Below are 16882 nucleotides of genomic sequence, written 5' to 3'. Positions count from 1 at the left end.
GGACTCCAGGACAGAGCGCGGCGCGAGCATGGCGGCTGTCAGATCCGGGTTCTCGGTGCAGCCGCCGAACTGGGTGGCGAGTGCCGAGCATTCGGTCTGCAGCGATCGCCCCTGGCGTGCACGGCCCGGCGCACTGGGTGTCTTGGGTGGAGATAGAGCCGCATGATTGATATAGAACGCATTATCGAATTAGCGCATGCATGACGGCCGCGATCCCTGCGAATTGACGGTAACCCCGGTGCGCTGTCAGGGGAGGGGGCTACTTTTCCATCGGGAGATCAGACATGCGCTTGTCGGCGCGGCTGGGGGAGTGGTGACAGTAGACGAACTGAGTCCGGAAGCGGCCGGTGGTGCAGGCGACGCGCGCCAGGTCGTGGGATACCTGGTACGGCCGGAGTCCGGCGACTACATCGCGATCATGGATGTGTTGGAGGGGTCGGTCACCGACCTGACGGTCGCTGAGGTCACGGCTGCGCTGGCGGCGACGGGTCTGCGCATGGAGGCGCGTCTGGTCGAGGTACGCCTGGACGCGCTCAAAGCCATGGGGGCGGTCTCCGTGCGGTCCGACACCACCCGGGCCCGCCATTACGTCGAGATCCTCGCCCGGAACTGGCGCTACACCGCCAGTCCCGCAGGCCGACACGTCCAGCGCTTCTACCGGCAGGTCCTGGCGGGGACCGCGACCGTGCGGGAAATCCCGATCGTGTCACTGAGCTGCATCGTCACTCACCTCGAGCAGCTCGCCGCAGCCCTGGGCACAGGGGAGCTGGCCGCCACTCGCCTCGACACCGCGATGCTGGACGCGGTCAGCACGGTATTCACCAGTCACGACGACCTCGACGCCGCTCTGGTCGGCGCGGAGGACGCGCTGGTGGGCCTCGCCGACCGGTTCGACCTGGACGAAGAGCGCACCAGCGACCTCAAGGGCCTGCTCGTCGACTACGCGACCCGCGTCGCCTCCGAGCTCGACTCCGGCTCCGCGCGGGCGGCCGCAGCGTTGGCGGTGCTCCGCCCGTGGTTCGGCCTGCTGGCCCAAGCTGCCGTGGACGCCTCACAGGCCCGCGACCTCATCGCCGCCGGTGCTCTCAGCGCCTCCCGAGGAGGCCGCGCGGAAGACTGGCAGGGACTGTGTGCCTGGTTCGACGTCCGCGGCGGACGAGCGGCCCGGTTCTCGCTGCGCCTGGTCCGGGCGCTGCCGAGCATGCACGCCAACCTGCGCCGGCTCCACTCGTCGTCAGGGGTTGTCTCCACCCGCACCCGCGCTCTGAGCCTCGCCCGGGCGGTGCTGACACCGGAGATCGGCGTGCAGATCTTCCAAGCCGCAGTGGGCGACCACTCCTGGCGAAAGCTGTACGGGCAGGCCGACGAGGACGACACCGGCCGCAACCCTTCCTGGCGCGGCGGGCCGCAAGTCCCGGTACCGACCCTGCTGCGCACCACCGGCCGCTCGGGCCCGCGAGGCGGGGGCGCCAAGCCGCGTGACGACACGGCGGCCAGGGCGCAGGTCGCCCAGGCGCGGGCACGGCGGCAGGCCGAGCACACGGATGCCGTCGCCAGGGTCCTGGCCTCGATTCCAGGACAGCACCTGGACGAGGCCGCCGCCCGCGCCGCACTGGCGGCTCTCATGGCCGCCGCCCGAACCACCGCAACAGGCCCCCGGCGCACCGGGACCAGCGCCGGGCTCGCCTGCACCCTCGTCCACACCGGCCGCGGTACCGGGGCGCTGACCGCCCCCACCTGGCGCGTCCTGCTGCCCGGCCGGATCGCCCTGTTCCACCAGCCCGGCCGCCGTCCCTCGGCCGCTGCCCTCGTCGCAGTCGCGGGTACCGCGACAACACACGACACCGCCGCACGCGTCACGCTGAGCCTCACTCCGCGCCCTGGCCCACTGATTCCCGTTGCGGATGGGGCCCGCGACACCGGGACTCGGCAGGAAGGCGCAGCATGAGCGAGAGGACGGATTCCGGGCCACTCGAGCCCCGACCAGGGCCGGATGCCAGCCCCGCCGGCCAGCCGCTGCGCAGGCGAAAAGCCTGGCGGCCCGAGGCCGACACAGAGGTCGCCACGCTGCTGCGCCGCCTGGCCGCCACGCCGTGGCTGGTCGGCGGCCGCCACGACGGCCTGATTGCCGCGGTACGCCGCAACGCGCCCGCCCTGCGCTCTGCGGTGGCCCGCATGGGCTGGGTCCTGATCATCGAACGCGACCTGGTGCGGCTGCGGAAGAGCCCGCCCCCGCGTCCGCGGGAATGGGCGACCCAAGGGCCGAGCCCCGCCGTGTGCTCCTGGTTCTTCCTGCTGATGGCGGCCGCCGAGTCGATGCTGCCGCGCATCGCCGTCGGACACCTCGTCACCCAGGCCCGCGCAGCTGCCGCAGAAGCCGGACTTCCCGTCGCCTACGACATGGCCGAGCGCCGCGCGATCCTCGCCGGCCTGCGCATGCTCGACGAACGCGGCGTCATCGAGCGCCTCGACGGAGATCTCGACAGCTACCTGTACGACGAGCAGGCCCCCGTGCTGCTCGCCGTCCACCACACCCGGCTGGCCTACGTCATCGCCAACCCCGGCACCCTCGATCCGGCTTCCGACCCGCACGCATGGTTTGAGCAGGTGCAGCGCGAACCGGACGCGGCCCGCCGGATGCGCCGCGCGCTCGTCGACGACACCTGCGTGCACACCGCGCTCCTGGACGACGCCGAGGCACAGTGGCTGAGCCAGCGGGTACGCGGCGACGACGGCGGCCCCCTGGCCGGCGCCTTCGGGCTCGTCCTGGAGCGCCGCGCCGAAGGCGCCGCATTCGTCGTCCCGGACGACGCCTTCCGGCACTTTCGCGAACTCGGCCCCATCCCCTTTCCCGCACCGGGCACCATCGCGCACGCCGCACTGCTGCTGCTCGACCACGCCGCCCTGGGCGGCACCACCGACGGCGGCCCCGGACCAGGCTGGCGCGGCCTGGCCGAGGACCAGGTACTGGCCGCACTGGCAGGCTTCGCGGACAACAATGCCTCCGGGAAGGGCGGTTGGGGAGCCGAGTACGCGCAAGACCCGGCCCTGCTCGCCGGGAAAGTCCGCGACCTGCTGACCGGCGCCAACCTCGCCCGACTCACTCCGTCGCAGCCCACAGCAGGCGAACAGGCCAGCCCCGCCTGGTGGTTCGCCCCCACCGCCGGCCGCTGGGCGGCGGAGGGCACCGCGCTCCCCAAGACCGCGCGATCCCGCAACACCCCGACCCGTCGCCGAACCGCAACGAAGAACAGCAGGCCCGTCCAAGTCCAGCAGGGACTGTTCAGCGAATCCGCAGCCGACGAGACCCCGGAGAAGCACCTCCTGTGAGCGACATCCTCGACCTGGACTTCAGCACCCCACTGGCACCCCCGCCGGCCGGAGATGCAACCCGCTTCGGCGGCCGCTGGCGCCTGACCGGCGCAGGGCTGTCGAACGTATGGCGCTACGGCGATCTGGACCTTCCGGCCGCCTCAGGACGGCTGCTGCTGCGTGGCCCCAACGGAACCGGCAAGACCACCGCGCTGGAGGCCCTGTGGCCGTACCTGCTCGATCTGAACGCGGCCAAGCTCGCGGCCGGCAAGGCACGTCCCACCACACTGAAGGGGCTGATGAGCGAAGGAGCGCTCACCAAGGGCCGCCGCTACGGATACCTGTGGCTGACCTTCGCCGCCCCAGACGACGAGCGAGCCGCGAGCGCCGCGCAGGTGACCGCCGACCCTGTGGTGAGCTTCGGCGTCCGCCTCCAATACTCGCCAAGCTCCACACCTGCCGTGAACGTCGTCCCCTTCACCGTGCCAGGTCGCCCGCTCAAGGAACTGGCGCTGCGCGGCCCCAACGGAGGCGCACTCGAAATCGACGAGTTCACCGCCCGCATCCAGGCCGCCGGCGGACACGTGTTTCCCGACCCCGAGTCCTACATCGAGCACCTCGCCGCGCGGATCTGGTCCACCACCGCCGACGAACTGCGCCTCCTCGCCTCACGCCTGCGTGAGGTCCGCAACCCCACACTGCTGGGCGACGTCTCCCCGGCCGCGGCCGCCGACGCGCTGCGCCAGTCCCTCCCCGGTGTGGCCGGCGACGTCCTCTCGGCCACCGCCGAGGCCCTTGCCGAGTCCAACACCACCCGCGACGCGTTCGAACGTGACGAACACGCCGCCACCCACCTGCAGGACTTCGCCCGCGTGTGGACCGGGCACGTCGTCGACGTCACCCGCGCCGCCTACACCGCCGCCCGCCAGTCGGACACCGACACCCGGACACGCGAAAAGCGCGTCAAACAGCGCGGCGGTGAACTCTCCGAAGCGCAGTCCGCCGCCGGACGGGCCGCCGCCGAGGTCCAACGGCTCGACGACTCCCACACCGCGGCCCAGGCCGCAGCCCGTGCCATCGAAACCAGCGACGCCTACCGGTCCCACGGGCGCGCCATGGACCTCCGCAAGCGACTCAAAGCCGAACAGGGCGCCGCAGCCAGCAGCTACGCCAGCCTGCGCGCCGCAGCCGAGCAGGCCCGCACACAGACCGCGACAGGCCGAGACGCCCTCGACGACATCATCGGCGACATCGAAGAGATCGCGGCGGCCGCGCAGGACGCAGGCGCCCAGCCTGTCGCGCTCGAAATCCTCATCGCCCACTACCCCCGGGCCCGCGCCACCCGGACCCGTCGCCGACCAAGCCGTCGACCCAGGGCCGGGAATCACCCTCACCCACGACGACGCGAGCCTGCGAAACCTCGCCACGGACTGGACGGTCGCAGCCCAGGAACGTCGCGCCACAGCGGACAGGGCCGCACTCGTCCTGCGGGACCACGAGCGCGTCGCCACCGCCGACACGGAAGCCCGAACCGCGCATCGCAAGGCGACCGACGCCGAGAACGCCTACGACGAAGCCGACCAAGCCCACGAGCGCGCCACCGCGGCAGCCCGCTCGGCCGCCCATCAGACACTCGCCGACGTCGCCCGGTGGGCGCTGGCACACCCACATCTGCGCGGCCTGACCGACGAGCCGGCCACCCACCGCGACGCGCAGCAGATCTGGGACACCGACGACATCGAAGCCCTCGCCCACGCCGAACCCTCGGCCGTACGCGACCAGCTCAACACCTGGGCCGAGCAGGCCCTGCATACCGGCGAGAGCGCCGCAGCCGCCCACGACAACCAAGCCAAGCAGCACCTCGAAGCCGCAGCCGCCCACGACAACGCGGCCCGACAGAACCGCGACGCCGCCCGCCGCCTGCGCGCCGGAAAGCTGCTCCCGCTGCCGCGCCCGGACTGGGCCGGCCCCGGAGACGACGACACCGCACTCGGCGCGCTGCTCGAATGGCACCCCGAAGCCGACCACAAGGACGACCAGAGAGCACTCATCGAGCTGGCGCTCGCCAACTCGGGAATCCTCGGCGCCCACCTGCACGCGGACGGCGCCGCCACTCATGCTTGGCGAGTCAGCCCTGTGGGCGCCAGCCCGTGCGAGGGCAATCTGACCGCCGTCCTCACTGTCGTCCCCGGCCATCCGCAGGCGGAACTCGCCCGGGCAGTCCTGGAACGCATCGCCCTGGCCGACAGTGCCACCGGCCACCGAGGTACCGCCGCCCCGGTCATCGGGCGCGACGGCACCTTCGCGATCGGCCCCCTCACCGCAGACCCGCGAGCCGCCGTCGCCGAGATCCCCGCCGCCTCGCACATCGGCGCCCGCATGCGTCTGGCAACAGCACGAGCCAGAGCCGACGAACTCGACGCGGCCGCCGAGGAACTCGAAATCCTCGCCGGCCACGAGCGCGACACCGCCGCCGATCGAGGACGGCAGCGCGACGCGGTCCGCCGTCAGGCGCGGGCTTTCCCTCCACGAGGCGAGCTGACCAACGCCGAGGCGGAACGGGCCCGCACCGCCAAGGAAGCACACCGACGCCACGACGCGGCTCGGGCCCTGCGCCAGCACGCCGACGACGCCGCGGCCGAGCACAAACGCCGGAACACCGTCTGGACGGCCCGCGCACGGAGCCTGGACCTGCCCGCCGACCCCGACAGCCTGGCCGACCTGATCGAGGACGGCCGCACACGTACCCGGACACTCACCGACTGCTCACAGCAGATGACCTCGCGGCTACTGCCGAGACTTGAGCGCGTCCTTCGGACACTCCCGGACGAAACCGCTCTCGCCGAGCACCTCGCCGAACTTCAGCACACTGCCCGGACCGCACACACCACGGTGCTCGAGACCCAGGCCGAGCTCACGGAGACACAGTCCCACGGCGACTCCGACGACGCGGCACGCCGCTACGAGCAGGCCGTCGCCCAGGCGACGAGTCTTCACGCCGAACTCTCATCAGCCCGCGACCTCGCCGTCGACGCCGAGAAGCACCTCACCGCCTGCGAACTCGCGCTCGCCTCCGCCCGGGAACGGCTGGACGATGCGCGCCCCCAGCAGAAGACCACCCGGGCTCGTCTAGCCACCCTGCTCGCCTGGCCCCCTGCAGCTCAGGCCCTCGGCGCCGACACCGACTGGGCCGGTTTCCGCGAAGACGCTGCCGGGCCCGACCTCCTCGACGCCGTCGAAGAGCACCTCGCCCGACGTCCCACGGCGTCCAAGAAGACCCTCGGCGAACGCTACGACACCCTGCGCGCGGAACTGGCCCAGACCTGGACCGTCGCCCGCGACGAGCCACCCGCCGGCCTCGAGCAGCTCGAAGCCTTCGTCCTCACCCACGAGGACACCCCCTACAACCCCCTGAGCGCCGCCACCCGCGCACAGACCCTCGCCGACCGAGCCCGAGCCGCCCTCGACGCCGCTGAAGCGGCGGCATTGCGCGACTTCGTCATCGGACGACTGCCCGCCGCCCTCGGGACCGCATGGGCAGCCCTGACGGACTGGAGGAAGAGCGTCAACCGGAAGATGCGCGCAGCCCAGGCATCCTCCGGAGTCGGAGTCCAGGTCCAGATCGCCCTGCGGGACGACCTCGACGCCGCCACCCGCACCGTCTACCACCTGTCGTGCGAAGTCGGCGACGCGATCCGCACCGAAGAACAGAAAGAACAGGTCGGCCAAGCACTCCAGGCGCTGCTAGCCGCCGCGGACGGCTCCACCATGGAAGAACGCCTCGCCGCCGCCGTCGACATCCGTACCTGGGTCACCGTCCGCTACCTCGTCGAGCGCCCCGGACCCGACGGCACACCCGTCACCGGTCAATGGGGCTCACGCACCGGCCTGTCCGGCGGCGAACGGCGCCTCGTCGTCCTGGCCCCCATGCTCGCCGCCATCGCCGCCAACTACGACCGCCACACACCCACCGGACTGCGCCTGGTCCCGCTCGACGAAGTGCCCGCCGAAGTCGACGAACGCGGACGCGAAGGCCTTGCCCGCTACCTCGCCGAACTCGACCTGGACATCCTGTGCACCTCCTACCTGTGGGACGGCGCCCCCGGCGCATGGGACGGCATCGACGCCCACGACCTCGAAGCAGGCAGCGACGGCACCGTCGTCGCTTTCCCCATGCTGATCCGCACGAACCAGGCCCTGCCCGGCGATCCCGAACAGGACGACAACCAGGCAGGAGGACCGGCATGAGCTGCCAACTGTGCAGCGGAGCATGCGCGGATACCGACCTCGCCCCGTTGCTGCGGCCCGAACTCGCCTGGCTTTGGCAGGCCCTCGCCGCGACGGCCGACCGCCGCGGCGACGAACACCTCACCACTGGGCCTGCCGTCACGGTGACCGTCCCCGCCGACCCGGCACAGCGCGCCGCTGCGGCCGGCCTCATCCGAGGGAGACCGCTGGAGCCCGGCCAGCGTCGCCGCATCGCTCTCGAGGAACTCACCACAGCGCTCGCCGCCCGCGGCCCCCGGATCACCCCGGGCGCCGTCGCAGCCCACGCTTGCAACCGGCGCCTGGCAGAAAAGGCCCGAAGCCACGCCGAGAAGAACGCGGCGGCCGACCGGATCCGCGCCCGGCTCGACGGCTTTCTGCCAACCCTGCCCGGCCATGTCCGCGAACTCCTAGGCCCGGCAACCGTCTTCAGCCGGCTGCGTGGCCTCGGCTGGATCACCCGGCTCGCCAACACGCAGGACGCGGCCGAACTCCTCGACCAGGCACTGCAGGTGGCATCCCGCCTGCCCTTGCCCGGCCAACGCATCGACCGCCGCCTCCTGGTACCCGGAGACCCGCACGCACTCGACGCAGGAGCACTGCCGGCGCTCGTCCTCGCCCTCACGGGATCACCCGGCTCGGGCGCGCGGTCGAGCTGGGCACGCCTCGGTGTGGACTACGACGATCTGCTCGGCGGGCTCATCGTCACCGGGGTCCACCCCACGGGCTGGCACATCCCGGCCGGGGCGACCGTCACCATCCCGCCGAGAGAACTGGCCCCGATCACATGGGAGCCGCCACCGGCCACCGGCGAGTGGGTGTTCGTGACGGAGAACCCCTCCGTCTTGGCTGCCGCAGCGAACCACCATGCCCTGGCAGGGGCCACAGCCGAAGCACCCAGGGTGATCTGCACCGCCGGTACGCCGTCACAACTGGAATGCGAGGCGATCGGACTCCTCGCGGACGCCGGCTGGCGCATCGCTGTCAGAGCCGACTTCGACCCGGCGGGCCTGGCACATGTGCGCGCACTCCTCGCAGCAGCCCCGGACGCGATCCCGTGGCGGATGGGCGCGGCCGACTACCTCGCGGCCGCTCCCGATGGCGCCGACGGCGCCGACACCCTGCGATTGCAGGACACGGACTCGCCCTGGGATCCCGGCTTGGCGTCTGCGATGGTGCAGCGCTCCGTCCCCGTGTACGAGGAGGACCTCCTTCCCCAGCTGCTCGGTGACATCGCGGGCGGCGCGCCCGGCGGCTCCTGATTCAAGTCAATCCAAGCCAGTGAACCTGCCACGCTCGGCAACTGTGGGTCATGCGGCTGTGACCACGACCGGTAGATGGCCAGCCGTTCGCGAGAAGCCCGGAGGTCAGCGACTGGTGCTCCGATTCCTACTTGGCCAGCCTGACGACCCGTAGTTGGCCACTCGGCACCCCGCGAGGGTCGACTCCGGGGGAGAAGCCGCAGGCGATCTCTCAGGGCTGACTGGCCAGGTCGGATTCGGCAGGGCCACCTATCGGTCGTGGTCACGCGCGCCACCACTGCGACCTGTATGGAAATTTGAGGGGAAATCCATAGTGAAAACTGACGGGAAGTTAGGCTAAGATGTGGGCAGGAGGTTGACCTATGCCCACTGAGGAAGAGCTGTTCGCGGGTGTCGACGCGCTGCTGGCCAGCGGGCCGGTGCTGCCGCCGCCGGACGAGCGGGCCCGGCTGCGCGAGGCGGCCGGTGCGACGCAGGAGGCCGTCGCACAAGCTTTGAAGTCGTCGGTGAAGACGGTGAAGAACTGGGAGGCCGGTCGGTCCGAGCCGCGGCCGCCGCGCCTTCAGGCCTACATCCGGCTGCTGGAGGGCTGGGCGGCGAAGTACCCCGCCCCAGGCGACCATGCCGAACCCGCCGGGGACCAGGCCGTCCCGGAGACGTTCACCGCCCCGACCCCGGCCGCGCCTGCCCTGGTGCCCCCTGGGCCGCTCCCGGTCCAGGCGCCGCCGGCCACCGCGCAGGAGAGCGCACCGGCCAAGGCCTCGTCGCCTGGCCGTCCGGCCCGCAAGGCCGGGCCGACGAAGCTGTCGATCCCGGGTCCGATCCTCGATCCGCGGTTCCACCGTGGGCCGCTGGCGGTGGTCGACGGCGACGGCAGCGTCTACTGCGCCGACGGCCTGGTCCTTCAGTGCCCTGCGGAGACCATCCCGCAGCTGGTGGAGTGGACCCTCGGCGAGGCCGGCTTCGGCGCCTCCCGCCTCAACCGCCACGGCCAGGACGCCGACCCGCTCGTCGTGCTGACCGCGAGCGCCGCCGAGCGGTTCAACCTGCCGCTGGACCTGGACGCCCACGACGGCGGCCGCTCGCGCCGCTTGCCCCAGGACCACCCGGTGGTCAAGCAGATCACCCGCGCGAAGTGGCAGCTCACCCGCCGCGGCCTCGGCCCCTGGCCGCGGATCTACCGCCCGGCCGAGAGCGGCCGACGCCAGTGCGTGCAGCTCGCCATCCTGCCGTGGGGGGCCCTCGATGTGCGGGACTGGGGCAAGGCGTTCGCGCTGGCGGCCGCCGACGGCACCGCAGACCCGGCAGAGCTCGCCCGCGTCCTGGGCATCTACGCCCACCGCGTGCTCACCCCGCGCGGTGGCGGCGCCACCTGCGGCATGGCGCTGATGGAGGCGCTGCGCCCGCCGACCCGCGCGGTGAAGGACGAAACCACCGGCGGCTGGGTGTCCGGGCCGAACTCCGGCGCGCTGACCCGGGCGGTGGACCCGGCGCCGCCGGAGGCCGTCCCCGAGCACCCGGTCGCCCAGGGCTGGACCGGCGGGTTCATCAACGAGGAGGCCTACCAGTGGGTCCGCCCGGTGGAGCTCCTCGGCGACGAGGAGTGCCTGCTGCCGTTCGCGGTCGGCCTGGACCTGAACACCGCCTTCCTCGCCGCCGCCGCCCGCCTGACGGTGGGCCTGGGCGCCCCGGTCCACCTCGAGCGCCCGGCGTTCGACAAGAAAGTCCCCGGTACCTGGCTGGTCGACCTGAGCCACGTGGAGCTGGACCCGCGCCTGCCCTCCCCGTTCACCCCGACCGGCGAGCGCCCGACAGGGCCGGCCTGGTACGCCACCCCGACCGTCGCCTACGCCGCCGAACTCGGCTACCAGGTCCAGCCGCTGGAGGCATTCCTGCGGCACGAGACCGGCGCGTACCTCGACCCGTGGCACGACCGGCTCAAGGGCGCCTACGTCGCCACCCTCGCCGACCTCGGCGTGACCGCCGACCTGGACGAGCAGCAGTTCCTCGCTGCGATGGCCCAGCACAAGCAGCGCGACCCCGGCCTCGCCGCCGTCCTGACCGCGGTCAAGGCCACGGTCAAGGGCGGCGTCGGCAAGCTGCGCGAGCGCCCGCAGGGCCGCCAGTTCAAGGACGGCGAGCGCTGGCCCGCACTCGACTGGCCGACCTGGCGCCCCGACATCCGCGCCGCCGTCATCTCCAAGGCCCGCGTCAACATGCACCGCAAGCTCAACAACATGGCCAAGACGGCCGGCCTGTACCCGCTGGCGGTGCTCTCCGACTGCGTCGTCTACCCCAGCCCCGGCCCGTCGCCGCTGGACTTCCTGCCCCGCACCCCCGACGGCAAGCCGGTGCCCGGCGCCTTCCGGCTCGGCCCGACGCCGGGCCTGGCCAAGCTGGAAGGCGTCCAGCAACTCTCCTGGGCGGTCGACCTGCTGGAGCAGGGCTACAACCCCGCCCGCCACATCAAGGGCGACGGCCACGACGCCGTCCGGGAAGGGGAGTAACCGATGGCCGGTCAGATCGACGACGCCCTGCAGCGCGCCGGCACCGAGCTGTTCACCCGTGAGCCACCCAAGACCCCGCTCGCGCAGATGAAGCTGCTCACCAAGACAGCCAAGGGCAACACTGCGGCCGTCGCAGCCCGCCTCGGCGTCAGCCGCCGCACTGTCGAGCGCTACCTCGCCGGGCAACGCAAGCACCCCAGAGCGGCGCTGCGCGAGGCCCTCGCCCGCGAGGTTGCCAAGGTCTGGCAGCCCCGCGTCCGCCAGCGCCGACGACGCCAGGCCGCCACCACCACCGGCATCACCATCGAAACCCGCGCCCGCTTCGGCTACACCGCCCCCATCGGCACCACCGACGACCCGAGGCTGCGCCGCCTGACCGTCCACCTGCCCCCCGCACACGCCGCCCGCCTTCTCGAAGCCCAGGACCAAGGCGCCAGCGACCAACAGCTCCGCGACATCCTGGCCCTGGGAATCCAGGAGACCTATTTCCAGGACTACGGCCGCCGCGCCGACGGGCTGGAAGTCCAATTGACCGACATTGCCTACCTCGACGTGGCATTCCCAGAATAGGACACCGCCCGCCGGCCGCACCCAACAATGTGACTGAGCGCTCGGTTGGCCAGCTGAGCGTTCGGTTTGGGATTTGATGTCACTCCAGTTCGTCTGGGTCGGTGGCGACAGCGATGGCAGGCCAGCACCGTTGCGTCGATGTCGTCGATCTTCGGAGCGCCGTGGCAGCGGTAGCTTGACCTCTTCGACGGAACCCCAAGCGCCGGGGAAGCCAGCTCCAAATATCGGGGGCGGCGCGTACGGTGGCTGCGACTTGGGGTGGAAGGAACGGTTGCTGTGGGGACAGTGCGGATCACGGACGCGAACCGGTTGTCGACGGTGAAACCGGAGCTGGCCGCGACGCTGAACGTCGAGAAGTCCAAGATCACTGCGGACGAGCTGACGGTCGCGTCGAACCGGAAAGTCTGGTGGAACTGCCCGGACTTCCCCGAGGACGAACCGGACTCCCCCAAGCACGAATCGTGGGAAGCCGTGGTGAACAACCGCACGGGAGGGTTCCGCAAGCGCTATGGCACCGGCTGCCCGACCTGCCGCTTGCGCCGGACATCTGTGCAGGAACTGCGATTGAAGGCCGAGCTCAGTACGGTCCTGCCGATCGACGTCGACCGCGATGCCGTTCACTCCGAGCGGGTCGAGCGGGTCGATATGGTGGTCGAGGCCGAAAGTCTGCGCCTGGTCCTCGAGTTCGACGGTTCCTACTTCCACGGGACCGAGCAGTCGTGCAGGACGGACAGTGCGAAGTCTCGACGGCTTCGCGAGGCCGGTTGGACCGTGGTGCGTATCAGGGAGGCCCCGCTCGATCTCCTCGACCCGACCTACGACGTGCGGGTCGGCTTCCTTGTCGAGCCGGAGGCCGCTGCGGCCGACATCCTCGACCACTTGGTGGTGCTCCGTCTGCTGGACCCGGCAGCGGCGGAGCGCTACCGGACCCTGGACGCTCCGCAGGCGGAGGAGATGGCGCGGAGGTGGATCCGCGAGCGCATCGGCGAGTAGGCGGCACGGAGGCTGGAGTACTCGGCGCAGAACGACGCGTGGGACTCCATGTTCGAGGAGCTGGTGGACTATGAGGCCGACGCTGGCGACTGCTACCCCACGGACGAGGTCTGCGTCGACGGGCGAAGCCTGGGGCGTTGGTGCCGCAAGCAGCGGGGGCTGCAGCGCGCCGGTCGCCTGCGGGGCGACCGGGCTGAGCGCCTGGCCACGATCGCGACCTGGTCCTCCCAGACCGCGTACGAGGCCGGTTTCTGGGTCAGCTACGACCGGTACCTGCGGTGGGCCGAACTGACGGATCCGCGCGAGCGAGAGCAGCTGCTGTCGAGCCGCGACGCGACCGTGTGGGCGAACAGCCTCCGCCGACGGCGGGCGGAGCTGATCTCCCGGGGCGACGATCTGCCGGGCGATCAGTTTGAGGCCATGGGGAAGGTGCCCGGTTGGTCCTGGGACCCCTACATGGACGCCCACGACGCGAAGGTCGAGGTGATGCAGCAGTTCTGCGCCGCCAACGGGCGGCCTGTCTCATCGATCAAGCAGCGCGAGGAGTGGAACGGCCACCCCGTGGGAATTTGGCTGAACTCCTGGCGCACCCGCCGCGATGTACTGTCGGCCTCACAGGAGGCCGAGCTCGAGGCGCTGCCAGGATGGACCTGGGACCAGCGCGGAGACCAGTGGACCTCGATGCTCCAGCAACTTGCGAACTTCGGGGCGGCACGAGGGCACATACAGCCGAGCCTGACCCTCGGCGACGAGCAGGAGAAGGCGCTCGCCAGATGGAAGCGCAACAACAAGAACCGCCTCCAGGGCCGCGGAGACGGCAAGGCTCTCCAACTGCGGACACTACTGGCTCAGTACGGGGAGACCCTGCCCTGACCGCCGTAGGCCCCGGTTGGCCCGGCACGAACTCCCCAAGGGCCAGCCCGGAGCAGCGCACCAGCAAAACGGGGGCGGCCGGCACACAGCCGACCGCCCCCGCGCCTACCCAATCGCTGCTCAGACCGCCCACTCCAGTCCCAGCTCGGCGAGAGCGGCAAGCCGCTCGGCGTCGAGCCTGGCACGCCTGCTCTTCGTATTGGACAACCAGACCCCGAGCTTCACCTCGGTGCCATCCTCCAACGTCTCCAGATGGCCCCTAGGGACCGTCAGATGTCCCTCACGGGCGAAGAACTGACGCAGCGCCACCACGCCCAGCTCGAACGCCCCCGAGACGCCTCCAGCGGCCCTCCGCGCGGTCTTCCCGGTCTTCGCGGCGGACGGCGCTGGGAGCGGTTCGACGCCGAGGCCGGCCAGACGCTCACGCTGCCCGTCACCCAAGCCCTGCCAGACGACGTGCTGACGCTGGCGCTCCAACCACCGCCCGACGTCCTCGCCGCGCACCGTGACACCGGGCACCAGGTCGCCCAGCTGCGCCCCGCCCTCGATGCACTCGCGAACGGCGGCGTACTGGCGCTGCCAGTCGATCGGCCAGGCCGGGCACCAGTCCGGGTCGATCGCCGCGAGCGCCTCGGCCCGCTCCCGGTGCCCGGTCAGGGCACCGGGCCGGCGCAGGTTCGACAGCCACTGCCCGACGGGCCGGTCCAGCACCGCGGCGCCCCGCGGGGCGGCCAGCGTGCCGTTCTCGGCGAAGTACTCCCGCGCGGCCGCCAGGTTCTCCTGGAACGCCGCGTCGTACTCGTCCCAGACCATCCCTAGGCCCTCCAGCCGCCGAACGCGGCCGCCCTCCATCGCTCCGACGCTGTACGCCTTGCGCTGGTCCGAGATCCACTGCCCCAGCGGGTACGGGCCCTCACGGTGGTCGAACGGCACCCGGGCGTGCCCCTCACGCTGCGTGAACTTCTTCGCCGCCGTGTAGCCGCGAGCCCAGTCCTGCCGCTCGGTGTCGATCACATTGAAGCTGACCCACTCGGCGACCATCACCGGGTCACGCTTCGAGGAGAACCGCAGCAGCATCCGCGTTTCCTCCCCCCCTTCCTCCGGCTCCTCACCGATGGAAACAGCCGGATTCTTCGGCGTGTTCTCCTGCGGAATCGCGAGCAACTCCACGGCCTCTTCGTCGTGCGCCCGAAGAGCCTGCAATACGGCCACTAGCGGGCGATACGACCCGGAGGTGAACATATCCTCGGGCGATTCGCCGGGCTGGAGGAAAACCGGCACGATCAACGACGCGACCTTGCTGTCCCCGGGCTTCTGGCGCAGCGCGCGGCCGATCGCCTGGACGATGTCGTGCGGCGCGCCCTTCGGGTCCAGCAGCGCCACCGAGTCGACCACGCCGACCGAGCCGTCGCGCTTCTTGATGTCCACGCCCTCACCCAGGACCCGACAGTTCGACAGCATCGCGAGGCCGGCCCGGTTCGCGAAGTCGCCCAGCACCTGGCGCCGGTGCTCGGCGGCGTGCTCGCCCTGCAACCAGCCCGACCAGATACCGGCCGGGTAGCGCCCGGGGTCTGCGGCGTGCAGCTGCTTGGCGATTGTGGGCAGGCCCTCGGCGAAGGCATGCGCCTCGATCGTGCGGTGATGGAAGGTGATCATCCTTCGGAGACCGTGTTCGGCGGCGGCGCGCAGCATGGCGGCCTGGAGTGCCCCGAGGCGCTGCCCGCGCACCTCCTCCTCGCGTCCGTCCTCGCCGCGCAGCCGCGCCAGCGTGACCACCGGGTCGGTCAGCTCGACCACAATGATCTGGTACCGCGCCAGGAGCTTGCGGGAGACCGCCTGGGCAAGGGTGAGCTTGTACAGGACGGGCCCGAAGATCTCCTCGTCGTCCATGGAGGCGGCCATCTCCTCCGGCAGCGGGTCCCGGTACCCCTCCCGCACCTCCCAGTGCGGCCGCTCCTGCCAGATCCGCGGCGTCGCCGTCATGTATAGCCGCCGCATGGCGGGGATGAGCGCCTGGTCGTGGATGTCAGCCCACGCCTTCCCCAGCGAACCCGAGGTGCGGTGCGCTTCGTCGACGACGGCCAGGTCCACGGGGTCGAGCTTCTGTCCGTAGGCGCCGGCGAACGCGTCCGCCAGGACGCCCAGGGACGAGTAGGTGGCGTAGATGGTCACCGGCCCACTCCCGTGCCACAGGGCGAGCTGGATCGGGTTGGTGGTGGCCCGCGTGTCCATCGACCACAGCGCGGCGTCGTCCGACAGTGAGCACACCGCGACCGCCGGCCCCACGTGGCCCACCTCGCGCCAGGCCAGTACGGTCTGAGTCAGCAGATCCAGCGTCGGCACCAACACGAGAGTCCGCCCGTTCGGCACGAGCCGCTTGGCAGCGGCAGCAGCCATCCACGTCTTTCCCGTGCCGCACGCTGCGATAGCCTGACCACGCAGCCCATCGCGGGGGACCTTCTTACCCGGCGGTATGTCGAGACCGCGCACAATGGCGTCAACGGCCTCGATTTGGTGGGCATGCAGGTTTACAGGCATTCCTCGGTCTCCTTTCTGAGAATGTGATGCGCATTCAAGGGATGCTTCCCCGGGGGCGGGGCTTGGATCTCGTTCCAGAGTCTACACAGTGCATCATTGTGATACATCATCCTTGTATCAGGTTCGCTCGCCGGAGTGATGCCGTGCGGGAAGTACTTCCCAGGGATCGGGCTTACTGTATCCTGAACGGGGTGCTTCGGGGGATCATCCCAGCGGTTCTGGTCGACTGATGCCCGTGCCGGGTGGAGCGAAACGGAACCCGCCTCACTCGGTGTCGACACGGAGGGGCCGGCCTTTGACTGGTGGTCAACTACAAGGGATGGGTGGCCTGTTATTCCAGTCTCTACACAGCTCCGGGCGTGATACCCCCGTCTCCAGCTAGCTTGATTCCCTGGAGCGAAGCGGAATGGGAATCCTTCAATTCGCGCTTGCGCGAATTGACTGACTTTCAGAATTCCGCTTGCGGAATTCAATTCCCGCGCTTGCGCGGGAATTTGCCGGAGCGTCAGCGGAGACGTTCATTTCCATGCGCGTCAGCGCATGGAATCCCGCTCCGCGGGG

The 16882-nt window shown here is 70.9% G+C and carries 10 protein-coding genes; 8 read left to right on the top strand and 2 right to left on the bottom strand.

Translation table 11 applies throughout. The features are described 5' to 3' along the window. Window positions 1–196: 196 nt before the first annotated feature. Both ACFZB9_RS36170 and ACFZB9_RS36165 read left to right on the top strand, forming a co-directional pair. Window positions 197–1948 carry a DUF2397 family protein gene (locus ACFZB9_RS36170; protein WP_391454321.1) on the top strand — a complete coding sequence of 584 codons (1752 nt, stop codon included), beginning with the start codon at window positions 197–199 and terminating at the stop codon, window positions 1946–1948. Further along, window positions 1945–3330, top strand: coding sequence for a DUF2398 family protein (locus ACFZB9_RS36165; protein WP_391454320.1), 1386 nt, complete (start codon window positions 1945–1947; stop codon window positions 3328–3330). The genes ACFZB9_RS36170 and ACFZB9_RS36165 overlap by 4 nt, the downstream gene beginning before the upstream one ends. Window positions 3331–3980: 650 nt before the next feature. Here ACFZB9_RS36165 and ACFZB9_RS36160 read toward each other — a convergent pair. Then, window positions 3981–4343: a hypothetical protein gene (locus ACFZB9_RS36160; protein WP_391454318.1), complete on the bottom strand. Its 363-nt coding sequence runs from the start codon at window positions 4341–4343 to the stop codon at window positions 3981–3983. Between ACFZB9_RS36160 and ACFZB9_RS36155 the strand changes: the two genes are divergently transcribed. From ACFZB9_RS36155 to ACFZB9_RS36130, 6 genes are all read left to right on the top strand, one after another. After that, complete coding sequence (locus ACFZB9_RS36155) at window positions 4291–7560, top strand: SbcC/MukB-like Walker B domain-containing protein (RefSeq protein ID WP_391454317.1); 3270 nt, start codon at window positions 4291–4293, stop codon at window positions 7558–7560. The genes ACFZB9_RS36160 and ACFZB9_RS36155 overlap by 53 nt on opposite strands. Next, on the top strand, window positions 7557–8840 hold the full coding sequence (locus ACFZB9_RS36150; protein WP_391454315.1) for a DUF2399 domain-containing protein: 1284 nt from the start codon (window positions 7557–7559) through the stop codon (window positions 8838–8840). Before ACFZB9_RS36155 ends, ACFZB9_RS36150 begins: the two co-directional genes overlap by 4 nt. A gap of 362 nt (window positions 8841–9202) precedes the next feature. Further along, window positions 9203–11347 (top strand): telomere-associated protein Tap, encoded by a 2145-nt coding sequence (gene tap / locus ACFZB9_RS36145; protein ID WP_391454313.1) that lies wholly within the window; start codon window positions 9203–9205, stop codon window positions 11345–11347. A gap of 3 nt (window positions 11348–11350) precedes the next feature. Beyond that, the gene (gene tpg, locus ACFZB9_RS36140; protein WP_391454311.1) at window positions 11351–11917 is read left to right on the top strand and encodes a telomere-protecting terminal protein Tpg; all 567 of its coding nucleotides are present in this window, start codon (window positions 11351–11353) and stop codon (window positions 11915–11917) included. Between the two features lie 285 nt (window positions 11918–12202). Continuing rightward, window positions 12203–12910 (top strand): zinc-ribbon domain-containing protein, encoded by a 708-nt coding sequence (locus ACFZB9_RS36135; RefSeq protein ID WP_391454309.1) that lies wholly within the window; start codon window positions 12203–12205, stop codon window positions 12908–12910. 12 nt (window positions 12911–12922) lie between these two features. After that, complete coding sequence (locus ACFZB9_RS36130) at window positions 12923–13783, top strand: helicase associated domain-containing protein (protein WP_391454344.1); 861 nt, start codon at window positions 12923–12925, stop codon at window positions 13781–13783. Between the two features lie 120 nt (window positions 13784–13903). Here ACFZB9_RS36130 and ACFZB9_RS36125 read toward each other — a convergent pair whose 3' ends face one another. Beyond that, window positions 13904–16321, bottom strand: a complete 2418-nt coding sequence (locus ACFZB9_RS36125) for a Helicase associated domain protein (protein WP_391454307.1) — start codon at window positions 16319–16321, stop codon at window positions 13904–13906. Between the last annotated feature and the right edge of the window lie 561 nt (window positions 16322–16882).

Source organism: Kitasatospora sp. NPDC008050 (genome assembly GCF_042957465.1).
GTDB lineage: Bacteria > Actinomycetota > Actinomycetes > Streptomycetales > Streptomycetaceae > Kitasatospora.
This window is presented reverse-complemented; position numbering and strand designations above follow the sequence as displayed.

Excerpts from the sequence above, each read along its gene's own strand:
- ACFZB9_RS36170 (WP_391454321.1), top strand. The coding sequence starts at position 197 with ATGCATGACGGCCGCGATCCCTGCGAATTGACGGTAACCCCGGTGCGC.
- ACFZB9_RS36165 (WP_391454320.1), top strand. The coding sequence starts at position 1,945 with ATGAGCGAGAGGACGGATTCCGGGCCACTCGAGCCCCGACCAGGGCCG.
- ACFZB9_RS36150 (WP_391454315.1), top strand. The coding sequence starts at position 7,557 with ATGAGCTGCCAACTGTGCAGCGGAGCATGCGCGGATACCGACCTCGCC.
- tap (WP_391454313.1), top strand. The coding sequence starts at position 9,203 with ATGCCCACTGAGGAAGAGCTGTTCGCGGGTGTCGACGCGCTGCTGGCC.
- tpg (WP_391454311.1), top strand. The coding sequence starts at position 11,351 with ATGGCCGGTCAGATCGACGACGCCCTGCAGCGCGCCGGCACCGAGCTG.
- ACFZB9_RS36125 (WP_391454307.1), bottom strand. The coding sequence starts at position 16,321 with ATGCCTGTAAACCTGCATGCCCACCAAATCGAGGCCGTTGACGCCATT.